The sequence below is a fragment of the Mycobacterium sp. SMC-17 genome (genome assembly GCF_045310915.1).
GTDB lineage: Bacteria > Actinomycetota > Actinomycetes > Mycobacteriales > Mycobacteriaceae > Mycobacterium.
Map to the genome: position 1 here is coordinate 23,445 of NZ_JBJIAK010000030.1, position 21,199 is coordinate 44,643.

The following is a 21,199-nucleotide window of genomic DNA, read 5'->3' on the forward strand; positions in this document are numbered from 1 at the left end:
GTCACCGGCGAGCGGCTTCGACCGGCATGGCGGGTGCCGTCGCGGCGGGCAAGGGCAGCCGCGGCACGCCCGGTGTCCCGAGCTGGCCGGCCAGCCACGGCAGCGCCGCGCTGAACGCCTGCGCCGCGAACGGCCAGTCGTGCTTGCCCGGCCGTTCGACGACCGCGCACCGGATGCCACGGGTGCTGCCGACGCCGCAGAGCGAGTGCGCCGCAACGGTTTGCGCGGGCAGCGGGCCGCGCGAGAGCTCCGGTCCGTTGATGTCGTACCAGGCCGCGATGTCGTCGTAGGTGTGACGGGACATCACCGTCATGGGGTCCCAGTCGGCGTATTTGGCGGTGCTGCCACCGAACAGTCGTTGCACGGTCTGCGGCCGGTCACCGGCGTTCGGCGCGATGTCCCCGGCGATGTCCTGGAACGCGCTGAACAGATCCGGATGCATCACCGTCAGGTCCACCGCGCAGGTGCCGCCCATGGACCAGCCGACGATGCCGCGGTGCCGGCGGTCGGTGCTCACGCCGTAGTTGGCGGTCATGAATGGCAGCACGTCCTTGATCAGATGGTCGGCGGAGTTGCCGCGCGGCCCGTTGACGCACTCGGTGTCGTTGTTGAAAGAACCGCCGGGGTCGACGAACACCAGCACCGGGGCGTTGCCCTGATGAGCGGCGGCGAAGGCGTCGACCGTCGTGATCGCGTTACCCGCCCGCAGCCAGTCGGCGGGCGTGTTGAATTCGCCGCCGATCATCATCACCATCGGCAGTCGCGGCGGCGGGTTGCTGGCGAACCAGGCCGGCGGCAGGTACACGTATTCGTCGCGGTGCTTGAATCCCGATGCGGCCGAGCCGGTTTGGATCTCCACGACACTGCCCTTGCTCGGTATCTGCCGTGCCTTCTGCATCGCGACCACGGTCTCGGGTCGCGTCTGGTTGGGCAGCGGCGCCGAGTTGACCTGTTCCCACGCGGTGTCGAGATTCGGGAAGTATCCGACCCAGGCGTTGAGCGTCAGCCCCGTGGACAGCACGCACAGCGGTACCGCCAGCATCGCCAGCCCGCGGCGCCACCAGCGGGTGGCCTGCCAGCCGACGATCAGCAGAACCACCGCGGCGCCGGTCACCGCGGTCCAGACCCACAGCCGGGTCGGCGCGGGTTCGTCGGACCAGCCCTGCGATGCCACGATCCAGCGGGCGGTGGCCGTCACCAGCAAGCCGGACGCGGCGGCGACGGGCAGCCAGACGGCGCGCCACCGGCTGTTACGCCAGCCGACCGCGAAGATCAGCACTGTCACCGCGAGGGCCTGGACGGTGCCGGGCAGCCAGCCGTGCGTCAACGAAACATGTTGCTCGCCATAGAGCCCGGCGTTCGTCGCCCCGATCGTCACGACGTCAGGGTGCCGCGCGAAGCTGGGAGGCTCCTGTGCTTACCGCGGCTTCGCGAGCGGGAATGGCAGCGTCTCGCGGATGCTGCGCCCGGTGATCAGCATGACCACGCGGTCGACGCCCATGCCGAGACCGCCGGTCGGCGGCATGGCGTATTCCATCGCCTGCAGGAAGTCCTCGTCCAGCTCCATGGCCTCGGGATCGCCGCCGGAGGCCAGTAGCGACTGTTCCTCGAGCCGCCGGCGCTGTTCCACCGGATCGGTCAGCTCGCTGTAGGCGGTGCCGAGCTCGACACCCCAGGCCACCAGGTCCCACCGTTCGGCAACGCCGGGGATGCTGCGGTGCGGCCGGGTCAGCGGCGACACGGAGGTCGGGAAGTCCTTGTAGAACGTCGGTGCCTCGGTGCGGTCTTCGACGAGGTGCTCGTACAGCTCCAGCACGATCGCGCCGGCGTCCCAGTGGGTCCGGTACGGGATCGTCGCGCCGTCGCACAGCTTGCGCAGCGTCGCCACATCGGTCTCCGGGGTGACGTGCTCGCCCAGCGCCTCGGACACCGCGTCGTGCACCGTCTTGACGGGCCAGTGGCCCGAGATGTCAACGGGCGTAAGGCTGCCGTCGGGTCCGGGGCGCATGACCACCTGCGCGCCGTTGGCGGCCGCCGCGGCGTTCTGGATGATCTCGCGGCAGCCGTCGATCCAGACGTTGTAGTCGGCGTGCGCCTGGTACGCCTCCAGCAGGGTGAACTCGGGGTTGTGGCTGAAGTCCACACCCTCGTTGCGGAACGCGCGGCCCAGCTCGAAGACGCGCTCGACACCGCCCACGCACAGCCGCTTCAGGTACAGCTCGGGCGCGATGCGCAGGTACAGGTCAAGGTCGTAGGCGTTGATGTGGGTCTCGAACGGCCGCGCGTTCGCGCCGCCGTGAATCTGCTGCAGGATGGGGGTCTCGACTTCCAGGAAACCCTTGCCCACCAACGTTTCCCGGATGGCGTGCAGCACCCGGCTGCGCGCGGTGATCAACTCCCGCGACTCGGTGTTGATCGCCAGGTCCAGGTACCTGGTGCGGACGCGGGCCTCGGGGTCGGTCAGGCCCTTCCACTTGTCGGGTAGCGGGCGCAGGCACTTGCCGATCAGGCGCCAGTTGTGCACCAGCACCGACACCGTGCCGTTGCGGCTGGTGCCCATGACGCCGGAGACCTCGATCAGGTCACCCAGGTCGATGGCGCCGGTGAATTCGGCCACGGTACTGCCGGTCAGCAGCGAATTGTCCAGTAGCAGTTGGACTTCGCCGGACCAGTCGCGCAGTTGGGCGAACAGCACGCCGCCGTAGTCGCGCAACCGCAGCACGCGGCCCGCGACGCAGACCGCGGTGTCGGCGGCCGACCCCAGCGCCTCGGCGACCGTGTGGCTGGGCGCCTGTCCCACCGGGTAGGCGTCGATGCCTTCCGCCTGCAACGCCTGCAGCTTGGCCATCCGGACCCGGACCTGGTCGGGCAGGCGCCGGGCCTCGGCGGTGTCGGATGCGCCGGCCGCCAGATCAGCGACATCGGGTGCGCTGCCGTCGGGATGCAGCCGTCCCGAATCGATCAGGTTCTTGGGGGCCGCGGTGTGGTGGCCGGTGTGGGGCTGTTCGTCGCGGCGGGAGAACGGCAGCACGAGGAAGCCCTCGGCGATCACCGACGCGACGCCCACACGCGGGATCAGGCGCGCGTCTTCGTAGCAGGCATAGCGCGGTACCCACTCGGGCAGGTACTTCATGTTGGAGCGGTACAGCGTCTCCAGCTGCCACCACCGCGAGAAGAAGATCAGCAGCGCGCGCCACAGCCGCAGGATCGGGCCCGCGCCCAGCTGCGAACCCTGCTCGAACGCCGAGCGGAACATCGCGAAGTTCAGCGAAATCCGGGTCACGCCAATCTCTTCCGAGCGCTGGCACAACTCGCTGACCATCAACTCGATGGTGCCGTTGGGGGAGGCGGGGGAGCGGCGCATCAGGTCCAGCGACACCCCGTTGTTGCCCCACGGCACCAGCGACAGCATCGCCACCACCTGGCCGTCACCCTGCACGGCCTCCACCAGCAGGCAGTCCCCGTCGGCGGCGTCGCCGAGCCGGCCCAGCGCCATCGAGAAGCCGCGTTCGGTCTCGGTGTCGCGCCAGGCGTCGGCATGCGCGATCACCTGAGCCATCTCGTCGGCGCTGATGTCGCGGTGCCGACGCATCCGTACCGTCAGCCCGGCGCGGCGGGCGCGGGTGACGGCCTGGCGGACGGCCCGCATGTCGGGGCCCGACAGCCGGAAGTTCTGCGGATGCAGGATGGCCTCGTCGCCGAGTTGCAGGGCGTTCAAACCACCCTGACGGTAAGCCTCCGCGCCGGTCGAGCTGGCGCCCATGACGCCCGGTGCCCAACCGTAGGTCTGGCACAGCGCCAGCCACGCGTCGATGGCCGCCGGCCAGGCCCGCGGGTCGCCGACGGGATCACCGCTGGCGAGGCACACGCCCACCTCGACCCGATAGGTGATGGCCGCACGGCCATTGGGTGCGAAGACCACGGCCTTGTCGCGGCGGGTGGCGAAGTAACCCAGCGAGTCGTTCTTGCCCCACAGCTCGAGCAGGCCGCGGATCGCGGACTCGTCCTCGCCGGTGAGGGCGTTCTCGGCGCGCTGGGACTGGAACAGCACGATCGCCGCCACGATCAGCGCCACGGCGCCGAACAGGCCGAACAGCGCGTTGAGGAACGCGTGCGGATGGCCGCCCTCGAACGCCTCCTTGCCGACCGCGGCGAAACCGCTGACCCGGTTCACCGCGTACGCCAGTCGGTAGTCGGGGTCCAGCGGCGGCCGGCCGGGGAACATCTCCAGCAGTCCCCAGGCCGCCAGGATGCCGACAGCCATGCCGGCGACCAGGGTCAGGGCCGCCTTGAGCAGCGCCCCGCGGCGGACCTTGGCCCAGAACTGATTCCGCGACAGCAGCAGGACGACGATGACGCCGATGTGGAACACGAGACCCAGCGCCTCGCCGAAGTCCTCCACGAAGGTCAGGTCGCCGTCGGGGAAGTTGTCGGACAGCAGTCCGTAGACGTTCCAGCCGATGTGGCCGACCATGTAGATCAGCAGGACCCACCAGGCGATCCGCTTACGTGCGGCGAGTGCCGCGGCCAGCAGGATCAGCACGAACGACCAGGCGAAGCTGGTGTCCGGGAAGTTGAACAGGTAGTCGTTGACGAACTCGCGGGGGATGTGGATCATCCACCGGATCAGCGGCGACAGACTGGCGAACAGCGACAGCGTCGCGACGACACCGACGGCCCAGCCGGCCGCGGCCGGAACCCACCCCAATGTCGTCGGGCGCTGCTGCTGTCTGCTCGGCGTCAACGTCATAAGTTCGGACAATATGCGGTGAAACCGGGAAGTGTCTGCAGGGCCCCTGAGCTACCAGACCGGGCCGGTGTACTTCTCGCCCGGACCGTGGCCGGGCTCGTCGGGCGCCGCGCTCGCCTCCCGGAACGCCAGCTGCAGGCTCTTGAGGCCGTCCCGGACCGGGCCGGCGTGCAGTCCCAGATACTCGGCCGAGGCCTGCACCAGGCCGGCCAGCGCGGTGATCAGGCGCCGGGCCTCGTCGAGGTCGCGGTGCGGGCTCTCGTCGGGGTCGGCGTCGGCCAGCCCGAGCTTCTCGGCGGCCGCGCTCATGAGCATGACGGCGGCGCGGGTGATCACCTCGACGGCGGGGATCTCGGCCAGCTCCCGTACCTGGGCTTCGTCGGCGTCACGCATTATGTTCGGGTCGGTCATGACTGCTAGAGTGTCATGCGCGACCGTCCTGGCTTACGTCAGGACAGCAAGTGGAGTCCCACCTCCCACCGTCGGCCTCACGGCTTGGCGGTCCGGTCACAGGCACATTGTGCCTGTTCTGCGTTGTGCGCAGGCGGCGTGAGCCGTGATCGGTCGGCAATGGGCCCTGCTATGTGCAGGGCTTTTCTGTTCATGCGAACAGATGGCTGAGCCGGGTGTGACCTCTACTGAACAAGTAATGGAACAACCCGGGAGGCCCCATCAGCACTGAGACACGCGTCAACGAGCGCATTCGAGTACCTGAAGTTCGGTTGATCGGACCGAACGGCGAGCAGGTAGGGATCGTGCGCATCGAAGATGCCCTCCGCGTCGCCCAGGACGCCGATCTCGACCTTGTCGAAGTTGCGCCAGGCGCAAAGCCGCCGGTCTGCAAGATCATGGACTACGGCAAGTACAAGTACGAGACGGCTCAGAAGGCACGTGAGTCTCGCAAGAACCAGCAGCAGACCGTCGTCAAGGAACAGAAGCTGCGTCCCAAGATCGACGACCACGACTACGAGACCAAGAAGGGTCACGTCGTCCGCTTCCTCGAAGCAGGGTCGAAGGTCAAGGTGACCATCATGTTCCGCGGACGTGAGCAGTCGCGGCCCGAACTGGGCTACCGACTCCTGCAGCGGCTGGGCGCCGACGTCGCCGAATACGGCTTCATCGAGACGTCCGCCAAGCAGGACGGCCGCAACATGACGATGGTGCTGGCTCCGCACCGCGGCGCGAAGACTCGCGCCAAGGCGGCGCACGACGCCGACGCGCCGGCCGGACGGCCGGCCCCCGCGGCACCTGAATCTGACGCAACCGCGTAACAGCAGTCGCGATTGCCCGCAGCGGTTCCAGCCGCCGCGAGCAACCGCATGGAAAGAAACTGAGGACACATGCCCAAGGCCAAGACCCACAGTGGCGCATCGAAGCGGTTCCGCAAGACCGGAACCGGCAAGATCGTGCGCCAGAAGGCCAACCGCCGCCACCTGATGGAGCACAAGGCCACCAAGCGCACCCGTCGTCTCGACGGTCGCGCCGTGGTTGCTGCCAACGACACCGCGCGTGTCGCCAAGATGCTGGCCGGCTAGTACCGCCCGCTCCCCTCTGAACACCGAAGGATAGGAAATCTCATGGCACGCGTGAAGCGCGCACTGAACGCTCAGAAGAAGCGGCGCACAGTACTGAAGGCCTCGAAGGGTTACCGCGGGCAGCGCTCGCGGCTCTACCGCAAGGCCAAGGAGCAGCAGCTCCACTCGTTGACCTACGCCTACCGCGACCGTCGTGCCCGCAAGGGTGACTTCCGGAAGCTGTGGATCACGCGTATCAACGCCGCCGCTCGCGAGAACGGCGTCACCTACAACCGCCTGATCCAGGGCTTGAAGCTGGCCGGCGTCGAGGTCGACCGTAAGAACCTGTCGGAGATCGCGATCAGCGACCCCGCCGCGTTCACCGCGCTGGTTGAGGTGGCCAAGGCCGCTCTGCCCGCCGACGTCAACGCCCCGTCCGGAGAGGCTGCCTGAGTCTGACTACAGACTCAGCGCTCACCGAGCGATCTGCCCGGGTGGTCGCTGCGGCCAAGCTGCAGCGCCACGTCGGGCGCAAACGCGCCGGGCGCTTCCTTGCCGAGGGACCCAACCTCGTCGAGGCGGCGCTTCGGCGCGGTCTTGTTTCCGAGGTCTTCGCGACCGCGGCCGCGCTGGAACGCTTCGGCGCGCTGCTCGACGGCGCCCCGGTCTCGGTGATCACCGACAAGGCTGCAAAGGCGTTGTCGGAGACCGTCACTCCCGTCGGGCTCATCGCGGTGTGCGCGCTGCCTTCGGTGACGCTCGACGATGTGCTGGCGTCCGGGCCGCGCTTGTTGGCGGTGCCGGTCGGCATGTCGGAGCCCGGCAACGCCGGCACCCTGATCCGCATCGCCGACGCCATGGGTGCCGACGCCGTGGTGTTCGCCGGACACAGCGTCGACCCCTACAACGGGAAATGCCTGCGGTCCTCGGCGGGCAGTATCTTCTCGCTGCCGGTCGTGGTGGATCCCGATGCGGCCGCGGTGGTTTCAGCGATTCGGGCCGGCGGCATCGAGGTGCTCGCGACGGCGCTGGACGCCTCCGTCGACATCCGCTCCGCCGACCTGTCGGCACGTACCGCGTGGCTGTTCGGACCCGAGGCGCACGGCCTGCCCGACGAGGTCATGGCGCTGGCATCGCAGCGGGTGCACATCCCGATGCGGGGGAGCGCCGAGAGCCTCAACGTGGCAGCCGCAGCGTCGATCTGCCTGTACGAGAGCTCCCGGGCCCACTCCTGATCCGGCCTCAGGCGAGCAGCCCCTTGGCGACGTGCGTGATCTGCACCTCGTTGCTGCCGGCGTAGATCATCAGCGACTTGGCGTCACGCGCCAGCTGCTCGACGCGGTACTCGGTCATGTAGCCGTTGCCACCGAACAACTGGATCGCGTCCATCGCGACGTCGGTGGCGGCCTGCGAGCAGTACCACTTCATCGCCGACGCCTCGGCCAGCGGAATCTGGCGGCCGGCCTGGCCGGACTCGATGACGCGGAACAGCATGTTGCGCACGTTCATTCGCGCCACCTCCATGCTGGCCAGCTTGAGCTGGATCAGCTGGAACTGCCCGATCTCCTTGCCCCACAACGTGCGGGTCTTGGCGTAGTCGATGCACAGCCGCAGACATTCCTCGATGATGCCCAGCGACATGGACACCACGCCGACGCGTTCGGCCGAGAAGCTCGACCGGGCGCTGTCGCGGCCGTCGCCGGCCTTGTTCTCCTCGGTCTCGCCGAGCAGCCGGTCGCGGCCCAGCCGCACGTTGTTGAAGAACAGCTCGCCGGTACGCGAGGAGTGAATACCCATCTTGCGGAACGGCTTCGACTGGACGAAGCCCTCCATGCCGCGGTCGAGCACGAAGGTCAGTACCTTGCGGTCGCGCTTGTCGGCCCCGTCACCCTCGTCCAGCTTGGCGTAGACGACGACGACGTCGGCGTCGGGACCGTTGGTGATGAAGGTCTTCTGGCCGTTGAGGATGTAGTCGTCGCCGTCACGCACGACGTAGGACTTCATGCCACCGAAAGCATCTGAGCCCGAATCGGGTTCGGTGATGGCCCAGGCGCCGACCTTCTCGTAGGTCACCAGTCCGGGCAGCCAACGCTCCTGCTGGGCCAACGTGCCGCGGCTCTGGATGGTGGGCACCGTCAGACCCAGGCTGACGCCCACGCCCGTCACCAGACCCGAACTGACCCGGCACAATTCGCTGATCAGCACCATGCCCATGCCGGCCTGGTCGGGTCCGCCGCCGAACATCCCGCCGGACGCCCGGGGCTTGCCGTCCGAGGCCTCACCGGACCGCAGCCGGGACAGCCGTCGCTCCAGCGCCTCCCGTGCCATGACGTCGATTCCGAAGGTGGCGAACAGTTTTCGGATGATCGGGTAGGGCTCCATGTCGCCGCCCTCGAGTTCGTCGAGGTGCGGCCGGATTTCCTTGTCCACGAACTCGCGAACGGCGTCGCGCACGGCAATATCGACGTCGGACCAATCAAGCATCTATTCAGGCAGCCTTTCCGGACACTGAACGGTTCCGCGCGGGACGCAGACCGGCCAACGAGAACGTGGTGTGCACCAGTGACCCGGCGCGCTCCATCAACGACTTGTGACGTGGGACATAATGCATCGGCAGGCCCCAGCGGTCTTTCGGCGGGGCCATGAATCCCGGCGCCTCGACCAGTGGCGCGTCGGCCGGCACGCGCCCGGCGGCCCGGCGATACGCCGCCAATGCTCTTGGGTGCAAACGGATTTCATCGGGGACGGCGAGGAAGGCGAGCTCGACGGCCTTGCCCAGCAGCCGCAGCACCACTTCATCGCCGGGTGTCCAGCGCATGCCGGCCCGTTCCCGGACGGCGGGGTCGAACACACCGGCCGCAACCCAGCGCTGCCCGGCCACGAGAGGCCTGAACATCTGGTCCCACACCGGGGTGGGCATCAGCACGAACCACGGCTTGGGGATTCGGATGGTGAAGATGTCGAGCGTGGCCCGGTTGATCTCCAGCTCTTCGGAACACTTGTGTTCCCAATAGGTTTGGAAGTCCTCCCAGGTCTCCGGGACCGGCCGCATGCTCATGCCGTACATGCGGTACCACTGCACGTGCTCGTCGAACAGCTGGCGTTTCTCGGCCTCGGTCAACCCGCCGCAGAAGTACTCGGCGGTCTTGAGGATCAGCATGAAGAACGTCGCGTGCGCCCAGTAGAACGTCTCGGGATTGAGCGCGTGGTAGCGGCGGCCGTCGTGGTCGACGCCCTTGATGGTCTCGTGATAGCCGCGGATCTGGGCGCCCGTGTCGGCGGCGCGGTCACCGTCGTAGACCACTCCCATGATCGGGTACACCGAGCGCGCGACCCGCTGCAACGGCTCCCGCAGCAGGATCGAATGATCCTCCACGCCGGCCCCCAGTTCGGGATACATATTCTGGATCGCGCCGATCCACACGCCGAGGATGCCGGTGCGCAAGTCGCCGAAGTACTTCCAGGTCAGCGAATCCGGCCCGAGGGGTTCGGCGGCGGGTGTCGTCCGTGGGGTCATGGTGTCCTCGCTCAACGTTGATACCGAGGGTTCTGTGTCGCCACGATAATCGTGACAACGTATGTTGTCCACGATTTGACGATGGTGTTGCCGGGACCGTTACAGAGCGTCCATCGGGTCGCCATAACTCAGTGACCAGCCAGTTTTCCGACGCGCGGCCACGGTCGTTGCCGGTGCCGCGGGCCGCCACCTAGGGTGGCGTCGTGGAAGTCGAATCGTTCGAAGAACGATCCGACGGTGTGGGAGAGATCGGCCCGGCGTCACACGCGGGGCCAGGATCAAGTGGACCGTTGGGGTGGTTGCAGAACACCAATCACAGTCCGGCTGTAATCGGATTCATCAGGCGGGCACGTCGTGCCCTGCCCGGCGACCCCGATTTCGGTGATCCGCTGTCGGTGGCCGGTGTCGGTGGCCCCAGCGCCGCGGCCCGCGCCGCCGATCGGCTTCTGCCACGCGGCGGGGCGTCCCACGAGGTGAGTCTCGCCGGCCTGCAGGTGTGGCAGGCCCTGACCGAACGTGTGTCGGGCCGGCCCGCGAACCCCGAGGTGACCATCGTCTTCACCGATCTCGTCGGCTTCTCCAAATGGTCGCTGAGCGTCGGCGACGAGACCACGCTCCGGCTGCTGCGTCGCGTGGCCCAGGTGTTCGAACCGCCGCTGCTGGAATCGGGCGGCCACATCGTCAAACGCATGGGCGACGGGTCCATGGCCGTGTTCAGCAATCCGGTGACCGCGCTGCGGTCGGTCATCCGCGCGCTCGATGCCCTGAAGGAAGTCGAGATCGACGGCTATCACCCCAAGATGCGGGCCGGCATTCACACCGGGCGGCCGCAGCGCATCGGGTCGGACCTGCTCGGTGTCGACGTCAACATCGCGGCGCGCGTCATGGAGCGGGCCACCAAGGGCGGGCTGATCATCTCGCAGTCCACGCTCGACCGGATCGACCAGCAGTACCTGGACGCCCTCGGCGTGACGCCCAAGAAGGTGCGCAAGCAGCTGTTCGGCCCGAAGACATCGGGCGTGCCCGAGGACCTCGCGATGTACTGGATCAGGCCGCGCAAGGACGCCGGAACCGAACCCGATGACGGGGAGCTCGCCGAAGCCTAGGGTCTGCCGGTCCCGGCGAGTGCGGTGGGCGCGACGCTCGTCGCTATGATCTCCGGGTGGCTGAGCAGGGTGAAGAACTATCGGAAGCAGCATTGACCGCGGCGGTCGAGGCCGCTCGTCTCGCCTTCGACCAGGCCGCTGACCTGGACGCTCTGGCTCGCGCCAAGACCGAGCACCTCGGCGACAAATCGCCCATCGCGCTGGCCCGTCAGGCACTGGGCAGTTTGGCCAAGGAGGACCGGGCCGACGCCGGCAAGCGCGTCAACGTCGCGCGCAGCGCCGCGCAGCAGGCGTACGACGACCGCATCGTGGTGCTGCGCGCCGAGCGCGATGCCGCCGCCCTGGTGGCCGAGCGCATCGACGTGACGCTGCCGACGACGCGGCAGCCCATCGGTGCCCGGCACCCCATCACGATCCTGGCCGAGAACGTCGCCGACACCTTCGTGGCGATGGGCTGGGAACTGGCCGAAGGTCCCGAGGTCGAGACCGAACAGTTCAACTTCGACGCGCTGAACTTCCCGCCGGACCACCCCGCGCGCAGCGAGCAGGACACCTTCCACATCGCGCCCGACGGCTCGCGACAGGTGCTGCGCACCCACACGTCGCCGGTGCAGATCCGGGCCCTGCTGGAACGCGAACTGCCCGTCTACATCGTGTCGATCGGCCGCACCTTCCGCACCGACGAACTCGACGCCACCCACACCCCGGTGTTCCACCAGGTCGAGGGGCTGGCCGTCGACAAGGGCCTGACCATGGCCAACCTGCGCGGGACCCTGGATGCCCTCGCGCGCGCCCAGTTCGGCCCCGAGGGCCGCACCCGGTTCCGTCCGCACTTCTTCCCGTTCACCGAGCCGTCGGCCGAGGTCGACGTCTGGTTCCCGGACAAGAAGGGCGGCCCCGGTTGGGTGGAGTGGGGCGGCTGCGGCATGGTCAACCCGAACGTGCTGCGGGCCTGCGGCATCGACCCCGACGAATACTCCGGATTCGCCTTCGGCATGGGATTGGAGCGAACCCTGCAGTTCCGCAACGGAATTCCCGACATGCGCGACATGGTGGAGGGCGACGTGCGCTTCTCCCTGCCGTTCGGGGTGGGTGCCTGATGCGTATTCCCTACAGCTGGCTGCGGGAAGCGGTCCAGGCCGGGGCTCCCGGCTGGGACGTGTCGCCGGAGGAACTGGAACAGGCCTTCATCCGGATCGGCCACGAGGTCGAGGACGTCATCGCCGCCGGGCCGGTCACCGGTCCGCTGACGGTCGGCCGCGTCGTCGAGATCGAGGAACTGACCGAGTTCAAGAAGCCCATCCGCGCCTGCAAGGTCGACGTGGGTGAAGCCGAGCCGCGCGACATCGTCTGCGGGGCACGGAACTTCGCTGTCGGCGACCTCGTGGTCGCGGCGCTCCCGGGCACCGTGCTGCCCGGTGACTTCAAGATCGCCACGCGCAAGACCTACGGCCGGGTGTCCGACGGCATGATCTGCTCGGCGGCCGAATTGAACTTCGGCTCCGACCATTCCGGCATCATCGTGCTGCCCCCGGGCACCGCCGAGCCCGGTGCGTCGGGCGCCGAGGTGCTGGGGCTGGACGACGTGGTGTTCGACCTCGCCATCACCCCGGACCGCGGCTACTGCCTCTCCATCCGCGGCATGGCACGCGAGATCGCCTGCGCCTTCGACCTGGATTTCGTCGACCCCGCCGACGTGCCGCCCCTGCCCGCCGAGGGCGAGGCCTGGCCGCTGACGGTCCAGCCGGGCACCGGCGTGCAGCGTTTCGGGCTGCGTCCGGTCGTCGGCATCGACCCGGCCGCGGTGTCGCCGTGGTGGCTGCAGCGCCGCCTGCTGCTGTCCGGCATCCGCGCCATCTCACCGGCCGTCGACGTCACCAACTACGTGATGCTCGAGCTCGGCCACCCGATGCACGCCCACGATCGCAAGCTGATCACCGGTGGCTTCGACGTGCGCTTCGCGAAGCCGGGGGAGACCGTCGTCACCCTCGATGATGTCGAGCGCAAACTGGATCCGGGCGACGTGCTGATCGTCGACGACGTGGCCACCGCGGCCATCGGCGGCGTGATGGGCGCCGGTACCACCGAGGTCCGCGACACCACCACCGACGTGCTGCTGGAAGCGGCGGTCTGGGACCCGGCCGCGGTGTCGCGCACCCAGCGCCGCCTGCACCTCGTGAGCGAGGCCAGCCGCCGCTACGAGCGCAGCGTCGACCCGGCGATCTCCCGCGCCGCGCTGGACCGTTGCGCCGCGCTGCTGGCCGAGATCGCCGGTGGCACCGTCGAACCCACGCTCACCGACTGGCGTGCCGAGCACACCGCGCCGGACTGGTCGCAGCCGCCGGTGACCATCTCCGTCGACCTGCCCGACCGCGTCGCCGGCGTCAGCTACCCGGACGGCACCACGGCCCGCCGCCTCATGCAGATCGGCGCGCACGTCACGGTGTCCGGCGCGACCGCCACCGTCGTGCCGCCGAGCTGGCGGCCCGATATGAAGCAGCCCGCCGATCTGGTCGAGGAGGTGCTGCGGCTCGAAGGGCTCGATGCCATCCCGTCGGTGCTGCCGCAGGCGCCCGCCGGCCGCGGTCTGACGGCGGCGCAGCAGCGCCGTCGTGCCATCGGTAAGTCGTTGGCGCTGGGCGGTTTCGTCGAGGTGTTGCCGACACCGTTCCTGCCCGCCGGCGTGCTGGACGCCTGGGGCCTGCCGGCCGACGACCCGCGCCGCGCCACCATCTCGGTGCTCAACCCGCTCGAGGCCGACCGGCCCGCGCTGGCCACCACGCTGCTGCCCGGCCTGCTGGAGGCGTTGGTACGCAACGTGTCTCGCGGTGCGGCCGACGTCGCCCTGTTCGGTATCGAGCAGGTCGTCCAGGCCACGCCGCACACCAAGGCGCTCGCGCCCATCCCGGTGGACCGGCGTCCGACCGACGCCGAACTGGCCGCGATCGACGAGGCGCTGCCGTACCAGCCGCTGCACGTCGCCGCCGTCCTGACGGGCCTGCGTGAGCCGGCGGGCCCGTGGGGCCCGGGTCGTGCGGTCGAGGCCACCGACGCCCTGGAGACCGTGCAGATCATCGCCCGGGCCTGCGGCGTCGACGTGACGCTGCGCGCGGCACAGGAACTGCCGTGGCACCCGGGACGCTGCGCCGAGGTGCTCGTCGGTGACACCGTTGTCGGCTACGCCGGCCAGTTGCACCCGGCCGTCATCGAGCGCACCGGCCTGCCGAAGGGCACGTGCGCCGTCGAGCTGAACCTGGATGCCATCCCGGTCGTCGAGCGCGCCATCGTGCCGTCGGTGTCGCCGTACCCGGCGGTCTTCCAGGACGTCAGCCTGATCGTCGCCGACGATGTGGCCGCCCAGGCCGTGGTCGACGTCGTGCGTGAAGGCGCCGGCGACCTGCTGGAGGACGCACGGCTGTTCGACGTCTACACCGGCCCGCAGATCGGGGAGGGTCGCAAGTCCCTGACCCTGGCCCTGCGGTTCCGGGCGCCCGACCGGACGCTCACCGAGGACGAGGCCAGCGCGGCCCGCGACGCCGCCGTGGCCCTGGCCACCGAGCGCCTCGGCGCCGAGCACCGCCGCTAGTTCAACTTCCCGCGAGCGGGCGTGTTTGTACGCAGACACGCCGCCTGCGGCGTGCATTTTGGGGCCGCTCGCCGGAGCTGCGTGCGCATCGTAGGCATCGGTCAGATCATTGTTGTTGGCCCAACACGGTGTGCAGTTGATTGCGGTTGGTGATGCCGAGCTTGGGGAACATCTTGTAAAGGTGGGCCGCAACGGTTCGGTGTGAAACGTAGATGCGGTCGGCGATCTCCCTGTTGGTCAGCCCTGCGGCGGCCAACTGAGCGATCTGAAGTTCTTGGGAGGTCAGGTCGGAAGCCGGGCCCTGACGCGGAGTCCCGGCAGGGGTGGCCACGCCTGCCGCACGCAGCTCGGCGGCGGCCCGATCGACGAACGGTGCCGCGCCGGCGGCGTCGAATACGGCCAGCGCCGACGACAGATGGGTGCGCGCCTCGGTGATCCGGCGCTGTCTGCGCAGCCATTGCCCATATGCCAGATGCGTTCGGGCCGTTTCGAGTTCGGCATCCGCGTCATCTCCGGCGGTCAGAGCTGCCAGAAAATGGTCCTGTGCCGCATCATCGGTCTGGGCCAACAGCGCGTGTGCGCGATGCGCGAGCATCAACTCCAGGCCGGTCCCCAGCTGTCGCGCCTGATCCTCGATCTCCGCGAGCAGCGGTCGCACCAGTTCGGCTCGGTCGCTGCCGGCCGCGGCCTCGGCGAGATCGGCGACGGCCCACCGCTGGGATGTCCTGTGCCCGGACATTTTCAGTAGGTGTCCCAATGCCTCGGCCGGATCGGCGGTAAACAGTGACAACAGGCCCGCTGCCCAGTGCGCGTCGTCATGCCACAGGATCGCGGGATCGGGAGCCAGCAGTCGACGCGCGGTGGCTATGGTCTCGTGGGCCTGGTCGAACCGGCCCTGCCATACCTGCACCCGGGCCAGGGTGGCCGCCGCCGAGGCCGCGGTCATCGGTAGCTTGATGTCCCGGGCCAGCCGCAGCGCATTCTCGGCCGCGATGGCCGCGGCCTGGATTCGGCCCTCTTGCAACAGCAGGTGCGACGCGCCGCGCTGACTCTCGCATTCGTCGGCGGCTGACCCTGAGGTCCTGGACCTGCTCTGGACCAGCTTCCAGCACTGCATGGCATGCGTGCGGTCGGCGACCGCCTCGGCGGCGAACCCGAGCGCCATCAACAGCAAGGGGTCGTCGGCAACCTCGTTTACGAACCGGGGCAGACGGGTGCGTAGGGCCTGACCCGCGCCGGTGTCGTCCAGCAACGCCATTGCCATGCATACCGCCGGATCGTCCGCGCCGCGATCGAGGCGGCTGATGGCCGCGACGATGTCGCGACGGGGCTCCTCGGCGAGGCCGTGCATGCGGCACTCGATGGCTGCAGCCCACAGCAACCGACGCTGTGCGGCGTCGCCGTCCGTGAACTTGCCGGCGAGCGCCACGAGTTCGGTCGCCGACTGGCCCGATAGCGCAGCGGTCGCATTGAGGACGAATCGGGTGATGGCCAATTGCTCTGCGCTGCAATGCTTGGCACCGAGATTCTCGGCTTCGCCGAGAATGCTGATGGACTCGGCGGTCAGTCCGGAGCTGCGGGCGATCTCGGCCGCTTCGGTCAACCGGCGCACCCGAGAAGACGGTTCTGGGGACAGCACGGCCGCCCGGCGCAGGGCCGCGGCGGATTCGGCGCCGGCGCCGCGCGCATGGGCGTGCCGCGCGGCGCCTTCCAAAGCTGTGGCAACTTGCTCATCGGTGCCGAATGTGGCTTCCGCGCGGTGCCATGCCGCGCGGACCAGGTCCACCGTCGCGTCGGCGAGTGCCCGGTGGACGACTGTCCTCGTGGACAGCGGAGCTGCGCCATAGACCGTCGATCGGATCAACGGATGGCGGACGTGGATCCGGTCGCCGCCCGCCCTGATCAGGCCCGCCCGCTCCAGCGGGGCCAATTCATCGGTGAGTACCAGGCCGAGAAGATCAGCTGCGACGTCGATGTCACGTAGCTGGCCATCACTGGCCGAGATCAATAGCAGCAGCAGGCGGCCGTTGTCGGTCAGATCGTCGAGCTGGGACAGGAAAGCTCGTTCGACCCGGCGGGTCGTGGGCAGCGGCTCACCGGAGAAGGTGGCGCTGCTGCCGCGCTCGCTCAGGGCGCCGGACAGTTCGATGACTGCCAGCGGGTTGCCGCCTGCCTGCTCGAGTACCCGTTGCTGGAGCAGGGCGTCTGCGTCCTGGGCGGTGGTGCTCAACAGTTGACGGGCATGTTCGGGAGCCAAGGGACCCAATGACAATCGAGGCAGACCGTCCAGATATGCGGTGGCGCCATCGAGCCCCGTACGTTCGGCGCACAACATCATCAGCGGTGCATTACTGAGCCGGCGCGCCACGAACGCCAGAACCTCCAGCGAAGACTGGTCCAGCCACTGGACGTCATCGATGATCAGGACGATTCGGCGTCGGCTCGCCGATTCTTCGAGGAGTCCGAGTACCGCCAGGCTGACCATCAGCCGATCTGGCGTCGGGCCTTCGGCCAGGCCAAAAGCGGTCAGCAGGGCCGTGCGCTGGCGGGGTGGTAATGCCGGGGTGTGGTCGAGCACCGGGTGGATGAGTTCGTGGATGCCGGCGAAACCCACTTCGCTCTGGCTCTGCAGGCCCGAACAGCCCAGCCTGCTGTAGCCGTTGGCCACCGCCCAGTCGGCGATCGCCGATAGCAACGTGGACTTGCCGATACCGGCCTCACCGTCGACGACAAGCGCTGCGCCACTTGTGGAGATCGCGGCGAGCGTGTCGGTGACGCTTGACAACTCGGTTGACCGACCGATTATCACCGTTGCCAAGCTAGCAGCCTGAATTGGCATTGCCAACCTAGGTATGGTGTGAGGATGCGCACCGACCCGTGGTCCGACGACGCCTGCCCGATAGCCCGCACGATGGCGGTGCTGGGGCAGCGGTGGGCCATCCTGATCGCCCGCGAGGCATTGCTGGGGCGGTCCCGGTTCTCCGAATTCCGCGAGCAGCTCGGGGTGGCCTCCGATGTACTCAGCGCGCGGCTGGCCGAGTTGGTGGCCGCCGGCATCCTGGAGGTCGAGGATTATCGGGAGCCCGGCGAGCGCACGCGCAGTCGCTACGTGCTCACCGACGCCGGACATGATCTGGTGACAGTGCTCGCCGCGATGGGGCAGTGGGGTCGCAAACACCGGGTCACCACCAAGCGCAGCGGCTACCGGTTCATCGAGAAATCCACCGGCGAGCATGCACTGGTGGTCTTCCGTCGGCACGACGGCATCGCTGTACCTACCCGTGACGTGGCACTCATCGACTCGCTCAACTCCGAATGAAGTCCAGCAGATCGCGATTCAGCTGTTGCTGGTAGTCGCCGTGAATACCGTGGGGGGCGCCCGGATACACCCGTAGGGTGCCGTACCGCACCAGCTCGATCGATTTCGACGCCGCATCGTGGATCGGGACGATCTGATCGTCGTCGCCGTGGGCGATCAGGATCGGCGCTTCGAGGGCCCGCAGATCCGCGGTCAGGTCGGTTTCCGAGAACGCCTTGACGCAGTCGTACGCCGATGCGAGTCCCGCCTGCATGCCCTGGAGCCAGAAATGGTCGATCAGTCCCTGGGAGACGGTGGCACCGTCTCGGTTGAAACCGTAGAACGCCACCGCGAGTTCCCGCCAGTACCCGGATCGGTTGTCCAGTACGCGGGCCCGGATGTCGTCGAACACCGACAGCGGTGTGCCCTCGGGGTTTTCTGCTGATGCCACCATCACCGGTGGCACCGCGCCGACCGTGATCACCTTGCGCACCCGACCGGCGCCGTGGCGTGCCGCGTACCGCACCACCTCGCCACCTCCGGTGGAATGCCCCACAACGACGACGTCGGACAATCGGAGTCCGTTGATCAGCGCCGCCAGGTCTGCGGCGTAGGTGTCCATATCGTTGCCAGACCACGTCTGCTCGGACCGGCCGTGCCCCCGACGGTCGTGGGCGATGGCACGGAAACCGTTGTCGGCGAGGAGTTTCAGTTCCACATCCCACGCGTCGGCGCTGAGCGGCCAGCCATGACTGAAGACCACCGCCGGCCCGGATCCCCAGTCCTTGTAGTACAGCTGCGCCCCGTCGGAGCCCTCGATGAATGGCATGGGTGCCAGTCTGGCCTCAGCTGTCAGACGCGGCCATCAGTCAAACGACCATCGCGCCACGCGGGCCCTCGTCCGCATACCCCCGTAGTCAATTGACGGATACCGGGAGCCGGGCCGAGAACGCAGGCTGGTGACAACGACGACAGCAGGGAGACACCACATGACGGAAGCCTCCACCGCGGTGGGCGCTGCGCACGCCGCCAACCTGGACATCGAGGTCGACGGTGAACGGTTCGCCTACCGGCGCTTCGGTGGTCCTTCGGCCACGGTGCCGCCGCTGGTGCTGCTTCAGCATTTTCGCGGCAATCTCGATTACTGGGACCCAGCATTCCTGGACGTGCTCGCGGCCGACCGTGAGGTGATCACCGTCGACCTGCGCGGCGTCGGAGGCTCCACTGGCGCCACACCCGACAACATCGCGGACATGGCGCGCGGCGCCCTCCGGTTCATCGACGCGCTCGGCCTGAAATCCGTTGATCTGCTCGGTTTTTCACTCGGCGGTCACATCGCCCAGGAGATCGCGCTGGTGCGTCCGCGATTGCCGCGCCGGCTGGTGCTCGCCGGCACGGCGCCGCAGGGTGCTCCCGATCTGCACAGGTGGTCCGAGGACGTCTACGCCTACGCCTGTGCCGACGAGATCACCGCCGAAGGATTCATCGCGCTCTTCTTTTCCGGCTCCGAGAAGAGCGTCCAGCGCGGTTGGGAGTACCTGGCGCGCACCCACGCTCGAGACACCGACCGTGACGCCGAAACCACTCTGGCCTGTCGTGACGCGCAGTACCAGGCGCTGATGACTTGGGGCATACCGGAATCGTCGAAGCTGGAACGGCTTTCGGCCATCACCCAACCGACGCTTGTCGCCAACGGCGACAACGACACCATGATGTCGACCAAGAACAGTTACTTGTTGGCCGAGAGGATCCGCGGCGCCCAACTGCGCATCTATCCCGATGCAGACCACGGATTCCTCGACCAGTATCCGGTCGAGTTCGGCCAGCACGTCCGCCAATTCCTCGGCCGCTAAGGAGAATTCATGACCGACCTGCTCACCTCTGTGCTGAATGCCTACGGCGGCGTCGACCGTTGGCGGGAGTTGACCTCGGTCACCGCGCGCAAACGGTTCGGGGGCGCCATCTGGGACATCAAGGCCGTACCTGGCATCGTCGACGACGGTGAGATCACGGTCTGGATCAAAGACCAACGCACCTCGCTGTCGCCTTTCACTGCGCCCGATTTGAGGACCGCCTACACGCCGCAACGGGTCGGTATCGAGACAACAGCCGGGGACATCGTCGAGATGCTCGACGATCCCAGAGCATCGTTCGCCGGGCATACTCTCGAAACACCTTGGAGCACATTGCAATTGGCGTACTTCACGGGGTACGCCATGTGGACCTACACGGCCGAGCCGTTCAATCTCACCTTTCCCGGTGTGCGTACCGCAGAGGGCGAATCCTGGACCGAGGACGGCCAGCAATGGCGCACCCTGCACGTCGACTACCCCGACGCGATCGCCACCCACAGTCCCCACCAGATCCTGTACATCGATTCCGACGGACTGATTCGACGTCGCGACTACCAGGTCGACATTGCCGGGGGATCCCCGGGCGCTCACTACGTTTCGGATTTCGATGAGATCGGCGGTCTGGTCATCCCACGCACCCGGATGATCTACGTCCGCGACGCCGACAACCACCCGCTACCGGAGCAACTCGTGGTGTCCATCGAACTGACCGATATCACCGTCAACTGAAGGGAATGCCCATGACATATTTGTCCGATCAAGCAGAGGATCGCTTCGTCGGGGGCCCTGACGGCGAACGTTTCCACTACCGCCGATTCGGGAGGACCGGCGGAGTCCCGCTGGTGCTGTGCATGCGCCTGCGCGGAACTGTCGACCATTGGGATCCACAACTGCTCGATGCGCTGGCCGCCGAACGTGAGGTCATCGTCTTCGACAATCGGGGGACCAGCCTCTCCAGCGGTGCCGCGCCGACCACCATCGACGGGCTTGCAGACGGCGGTATCGCGTTCATCCGGGCGCTCGGGCTGACCGAGGTCGACGTGCTGGGATGGTCGTTGGGTGGCATTGTCGCCCAGGGCATTGCGTTGCGTGCACCGGAATTGGTGCGTCGGCTGGTGGTCGCGGGCAGCACGCCGGCAGGAGTGCCGGACCAGCCGGCCCCCGGGCCCCGGGTGGGGGAGATTCTCGGCCACCCCGTCAACGACGATGAGGACTACCTGTACCTGTTCTTCCCCGAAACCGATCAGGGTCGTGCCGCCGGACTGGCTTCATTGCGGCGCTTGGACACTCGGTTGCTGCAGTCCCAGGCCGCGGTGCAAGGGGACACCTATCGGGCCCAGTTGAGTGCCATCGCCGCGTTCGGTGGTTACTACCTGCGGCTGGCCGAACTGAAGCTGCCGGTGCTGGTCGTCAACGGTGCCCATGACGTGATGATCAATTCCTATGCGACCTACGCGATGTCGCAGCAACTGCCGGATGCCAAGGTGGTGCTCTACAGCGACGCCGGCCACGGATTCCTGTTCCAGCACATCGCGGATTTCGCGCACGACGTCAACCGGTTCCTGGGATGAGCGC

Annotated in this window: 18 protein-coding genes; 11 read left to right on the forward strand and 7 right to left on the reverse strand. The window is 67.9% G+C overall.

Annotation, left to right across the window (positions count from 1 at the left end; all coding sequences use genetic code 11):
• Position 1: 1 nt before the first annotated feature.
• Genes ACJH7A_RS19045 through ACJH7A_RS19055 form a run of 3 tightly spaced genes read right to left on the reverse strand, consistent with a single transcriptional unit; the run spans position 2 to position 5,161 of the window.
• On the reverse strand, positions 2-1,378 hold the full coding sequence (locus ACJH7A_RS19045; protein WP_212814100.1) for an alpha/beta hydrolase-fold protein: 1,377 nt from the start codon (positions 1,376-1,378) through the stop codon (positions 2-4).
• Between the two features lie 39 nt (positions 1,379-1,417).
• Entirely contained in the window at positions 1,418-4,750 is a 3,333-nt protein-coding gene (gene lysX / locus ACJH7A_RS19050; RefSeq protein ID WP_212814103.1) for a bifunctional lysylphosphatidylglycerol synthetase/lysine--tRNA ligase LysX, read from the reverse strand.
• Positions 4,751-4,801: 51 nt separating this feature from the next.
• Positions 4,802-5,161, reverse strand: a complete 360-nt coding sequence (locus ACJH7A_RS19055; RefSeq protein ID WP_212814105.1) for a DUF1844 domain-containing protein — start codon at positions 5,159-5,161, stop codon at positions 4,802-4,804.
• A gap of 260 nt (positions 5,162-5,421) precedes the next feature.
• On the opposite strand from ACJH7A_RS19055, the gene infC reads away from it, so the two are divergent.
• The 4 genes from infC to ACJH7A_RS19075 all read left to right on the forward strand — a co-directional run bounded on the left by infC (position 5,422) and on the right by ACJH7A_RS19075 (position 7,499).
• On the forward strand, positions 5,422-6,021 hold the full coding sequence (infC, locus tag ACJH7A_RS19060; RefSeq protein WP_082981636.1) for a translation initiation factor IF-3: 600 nt from the start codon (positions 5,422-5,424) through the stop codon (positions 6,019-6,021).
• A gap of 69 nt (positions 6,022-6,090) precedes the next feature.
• Positions 6,091-6,285, forward strand: a complete 195-nt coding sequence (gene rpmI, locus ACJH7A_RS19065) for a 50S ribosomal protein L35 (protein ID WP_020103309.1) — start codon at positions 6,091-6,093, stop codon at positions 6,283-6,285.
• 42 nt (positions 6,286-6,327) lie between these two features.
• The gene (gene rplT, locus ACJH7A_RS19070; RefSeq protein ID WP_029121325.1) at positions 6,328-6,717 is read left to right on the forward strand and encodes a 50S ribosomal protein L20; all 390 of its coding nucleotides are present in this window, start codon (positions 6,328-6,330) and stop codon (positions 6,715-6,717) included.
• 41 nt (positions 6,718-6,758) lie between these two features.
• Positions 6,759-7,499, forward strand: a complete 741-nt coding sequence (locus ACJH7A_RS19075) for an RNA methyltransferase (RefSeq protein WP_212814108.1) — start codon at positions 6,759-6,761, stop codon at positions 7,497-7,499.
• A 7-nt stretch (positions 7,500-7,506) separates the two neighbouring features.
• Here ACJH7A_RS19075 and ACJH7A_RS19080 read toward each other — a convergent pair whose 3' ends face one another.
• Together ACJH7A_RS19080 and ACJH7A_RS19085 are read right to left on the reverse strand one after the other, a co-directional pair.
• Positions 7,507-8,748 (reverse strand): acyl-CoA dehydrogenase family protein, encoded by a 1,242-nt coding sequence (locus ACJH7A_RS19080; protein ID WP_212814110.1) that lies wholly within the window; start codon positions 8,746-8,748, stop codon positions 7,507-7,509.
• Between the two features lie 4 nt (positions 8,749-8,752).
• Complete coding sequence (locus ACJH7A_RS19085) at positions 8,753-9,781, reverse strand: oxygenase MpaB family protein (protein ID WP_212814112.1); 1,029 nt, start codon at positions 9,779-9,781, stop codon at positions 8,753-8,755.
• Between the two features lie 203 nt (positions 9,782-9,984).
• Between ACJH7A_RS19085 and ACJH7A_RS19090 the strand changes: the two genes are divergently transcribed.
• From ACJH7A_RS19090 to pheT, 3 genes are read left to right on the forward strand one after another with little or no spacing between them, the layout of a single operon-like run.
• Positions 9,985-10,887 carry an adenylate/guanylate cyclase domain-containing protein gene (locus ACJH7A_RS19090; RefSeq protein ID WP_212814114.1) on the forward strand — a complete coding sequence of 301 codons (903 nt, stop codon included), beginning with the start codon at positions 9,985-9,987 and terminating at the stop codon, positions 10,885-10,887.
• A 56-nt stretch (positions 10,888-10,943) separates the two neighbouring features.
• On the forward strand, positions 10,944-11,987 hold the full coding sequence (pheS, locus tag ACJH7A_RS19095) for a phenylalanine--tRNA ligase subunit alpha (protein WP_212814116.1): 1,044 nt from the start codon (positions 10,944-10,946) through the stop codon (positions 11,985-11,987).
• Complete coding sequence (gene pheT / locus ACJH7A_RS19100; protein WP_406802541.1) at positions 11,987-14,473, forward strand: phenylalanine--tRNA ligase subunit beta; 2,487 nt, start codon at positions 11,987-11,989, stop codon at positions 14,471-14,473. The genes pheS and pheT overlap by 1 nt, the downstream gene beginning before the upstream one ends.
• A 106-nt stretch (positions 14,474-14,579) precedes the next feature.
• Here the strand turns inward: pheT and ACJH7A_RS19105 are convergent, their stop codons facing one another.
• Positions 14,580-17,282 (reverse strand): ATP-binding protein, encoded by a 2,703-nt coding sequence (locus ACJH7A_RS19105; RefSeq protein WP_406802542.1) that lies wholly within the window; start codon positions 17,280-17,282, stop codon positions 14,580-14,582.
• 54 nt (positions 17,283-17,336) lie between these two features.
• Between ACJH7A_RS19105 and ACJH7A_RS19110 the strand changes: the two genes are divergently transcribed.
• The gene (locus ACJH7A_RS19110; RefSeq protein ID WP_061007338.1) at positions 17,337-17,792 is read left to right on the forward strand and encodes a helix-turn-helix domain-containing protein; all 456 of its coding nucleotides are present in this window, start codon (positions 17,337-17,339) and stop codon (positions 17,790-17,792) included.
• Here ACJH7A_RS19110 and ACJH7A_RS19115 read toward each other — a convergent pair.
• Positions 17,779-18,600 (reverse strand): alpha/beta fold hydrolase, encoded by an 822-nt coding sequence (locus ACJH7A_RS19115; RefSeq protein WP_061007337.1) that lies wholly within the window; start codon positions 18,598-18,600, stop codon positions 17,779-17,781. The genes ACJH7A_RS19110 and ACJH7A_RS19115 overlap by 14 nt on opposite strands.
• 160 nt (positions 18,601-18,760) lie before the next feature.
• Between ACJH7A_RS19115 and ACJH7A_RS19120 the strand changes: the two genes are divergently transcribed.
• The 3 genes from ACJH7A_RS19120 to ACJH7A_RS19130 are packed head-to-tail and all read left to right on the forward strand — an operon-like array spanning position 18,761 to position 21,195.
• The gene (locus tag ACJH7A_RS19120) at positions 18,761-19,624 is read left to right on the forward strand and encodes an alpha/beta fold hydrolase (RefSeq protein ID WP_212814120.1); all 864 of its coding nucleotides are present in this window, start codon (positions 18,761-18,763) and stop codon (positions 19,622-19,624) included.
• A 9-nt stretch (positions 19,625-19,633) separates the two neighbouring features.
• Positions 19,634-20,353: a hypothetical protein gene (locus tag ACJH7A_RS19125; RefSeq protein WP_406802543.1), complete on the forward strand. Its 720-nt coding sequence runs from the start codon at positions 19,634-19,636 to the stop codon at positions 20,351-20,353.
• An 11-nt stretch (positions 20,354-20,364) separates the two neighbouring features.
• Positions 20,365-21,195 carry an alpha/beta fold hydrolase gene (locus ACJH7A_RS19130; protein ID WP_061007341.1) on the forward strand — a complete coding sequence of 277 codons (831 nt, stop codon included), beginning with the start codon at positions 20,365-20,367 and terminating at the stop codon, positions 21,193-21,195.
• Positions 21,196-21,199 lie beyond the last annotated feature (4 nt).

Bases quoted from the DNA above. Each gene is read 5' to 3' on its own strand.
- lysX (WP_212814103.1), bottom strand. From the start codon at position 4,750: ATGACGTTGACGCCGAGCAGACAGCAGCAGCGCCCGACGACATTGGGG.
- ACJH7A_RS19055 (WP_212814105.1), bottom strand. From the start codon at position 5,161: ATGACCGACCCGAACATAATGCGTGACGCCGACGAAGCCCAGGTACGG.
- rpmI (WP_020103309.1), top strand. From the start codon at position 6,091: ATGCCCAAGGCCAAGACCCACAGTGGCGCATCGAAGCGGTTCCGCAAG.
- rplT (WP_029121325.1), top strand. From the start codon at position 6,328: ATGGCACGCGTGAAGCGCGCACTGAACGCTCAGAAGAAGCGGCGCACA.
- ACJH7A_RS19080 (WP_212814110.1), bottom strand. From the start codon at position 8,748: ATGCTTGATTGGTCCGACGTCGATATTGCCGTGCGCGACGCCGTTCGC.
- ACJH7A_RS19085 (WP_212814112.1), bottom strand. From the start codon at position 9,781: ATGACCCCACGGACGACACCCGCCGCCGAACCCCTCGGGCCGGATTCG.
- pheT (WP_406802541.1), top strand. From the start codon at position 11,987: ATGCGTATTCCCTACAGCTGGCTGCGGGAAGCGGTCCAGGCCGGGGCT.
- ACJH7A_RS19110 (WP_061007338.1), top strand. From the start codon at position 17,337: ATGCGCACCGACCCGTGGTCCGACGACGCCTGCCCGATAGCCCGCACG.
- ACJH7A_RS19115 (WP_061007337.1), bottom strand. From the start codon at position 18,600: ATGCCATTCATCGAGGGCTCCGACGGGGCGCAGCTGTACTACAAGGAC.
- ACJH7A_RS19120 (WP_212814120.1), top strand. From the start codon at position 18,761: ATGACGGAAGCCTCCACCGCGGTGGGCGCTGCGCACGCCGCCAACCTG.
- ACJH7A_RS19125 (WP_406802543.1), top strand. From the start codon at position 19,634: ATGACCGACCTGCTCACCTCTGTGCTGAATGCCTACGGCGGCGTCGAC.
- ACJH7A_RS19130 (WP_061007341.1), top strand. From the start codon at position 20,365: ATGACATATTTGTCCGATCAAGCAGAGGATCGCTTCGTCGGGGGCCCT.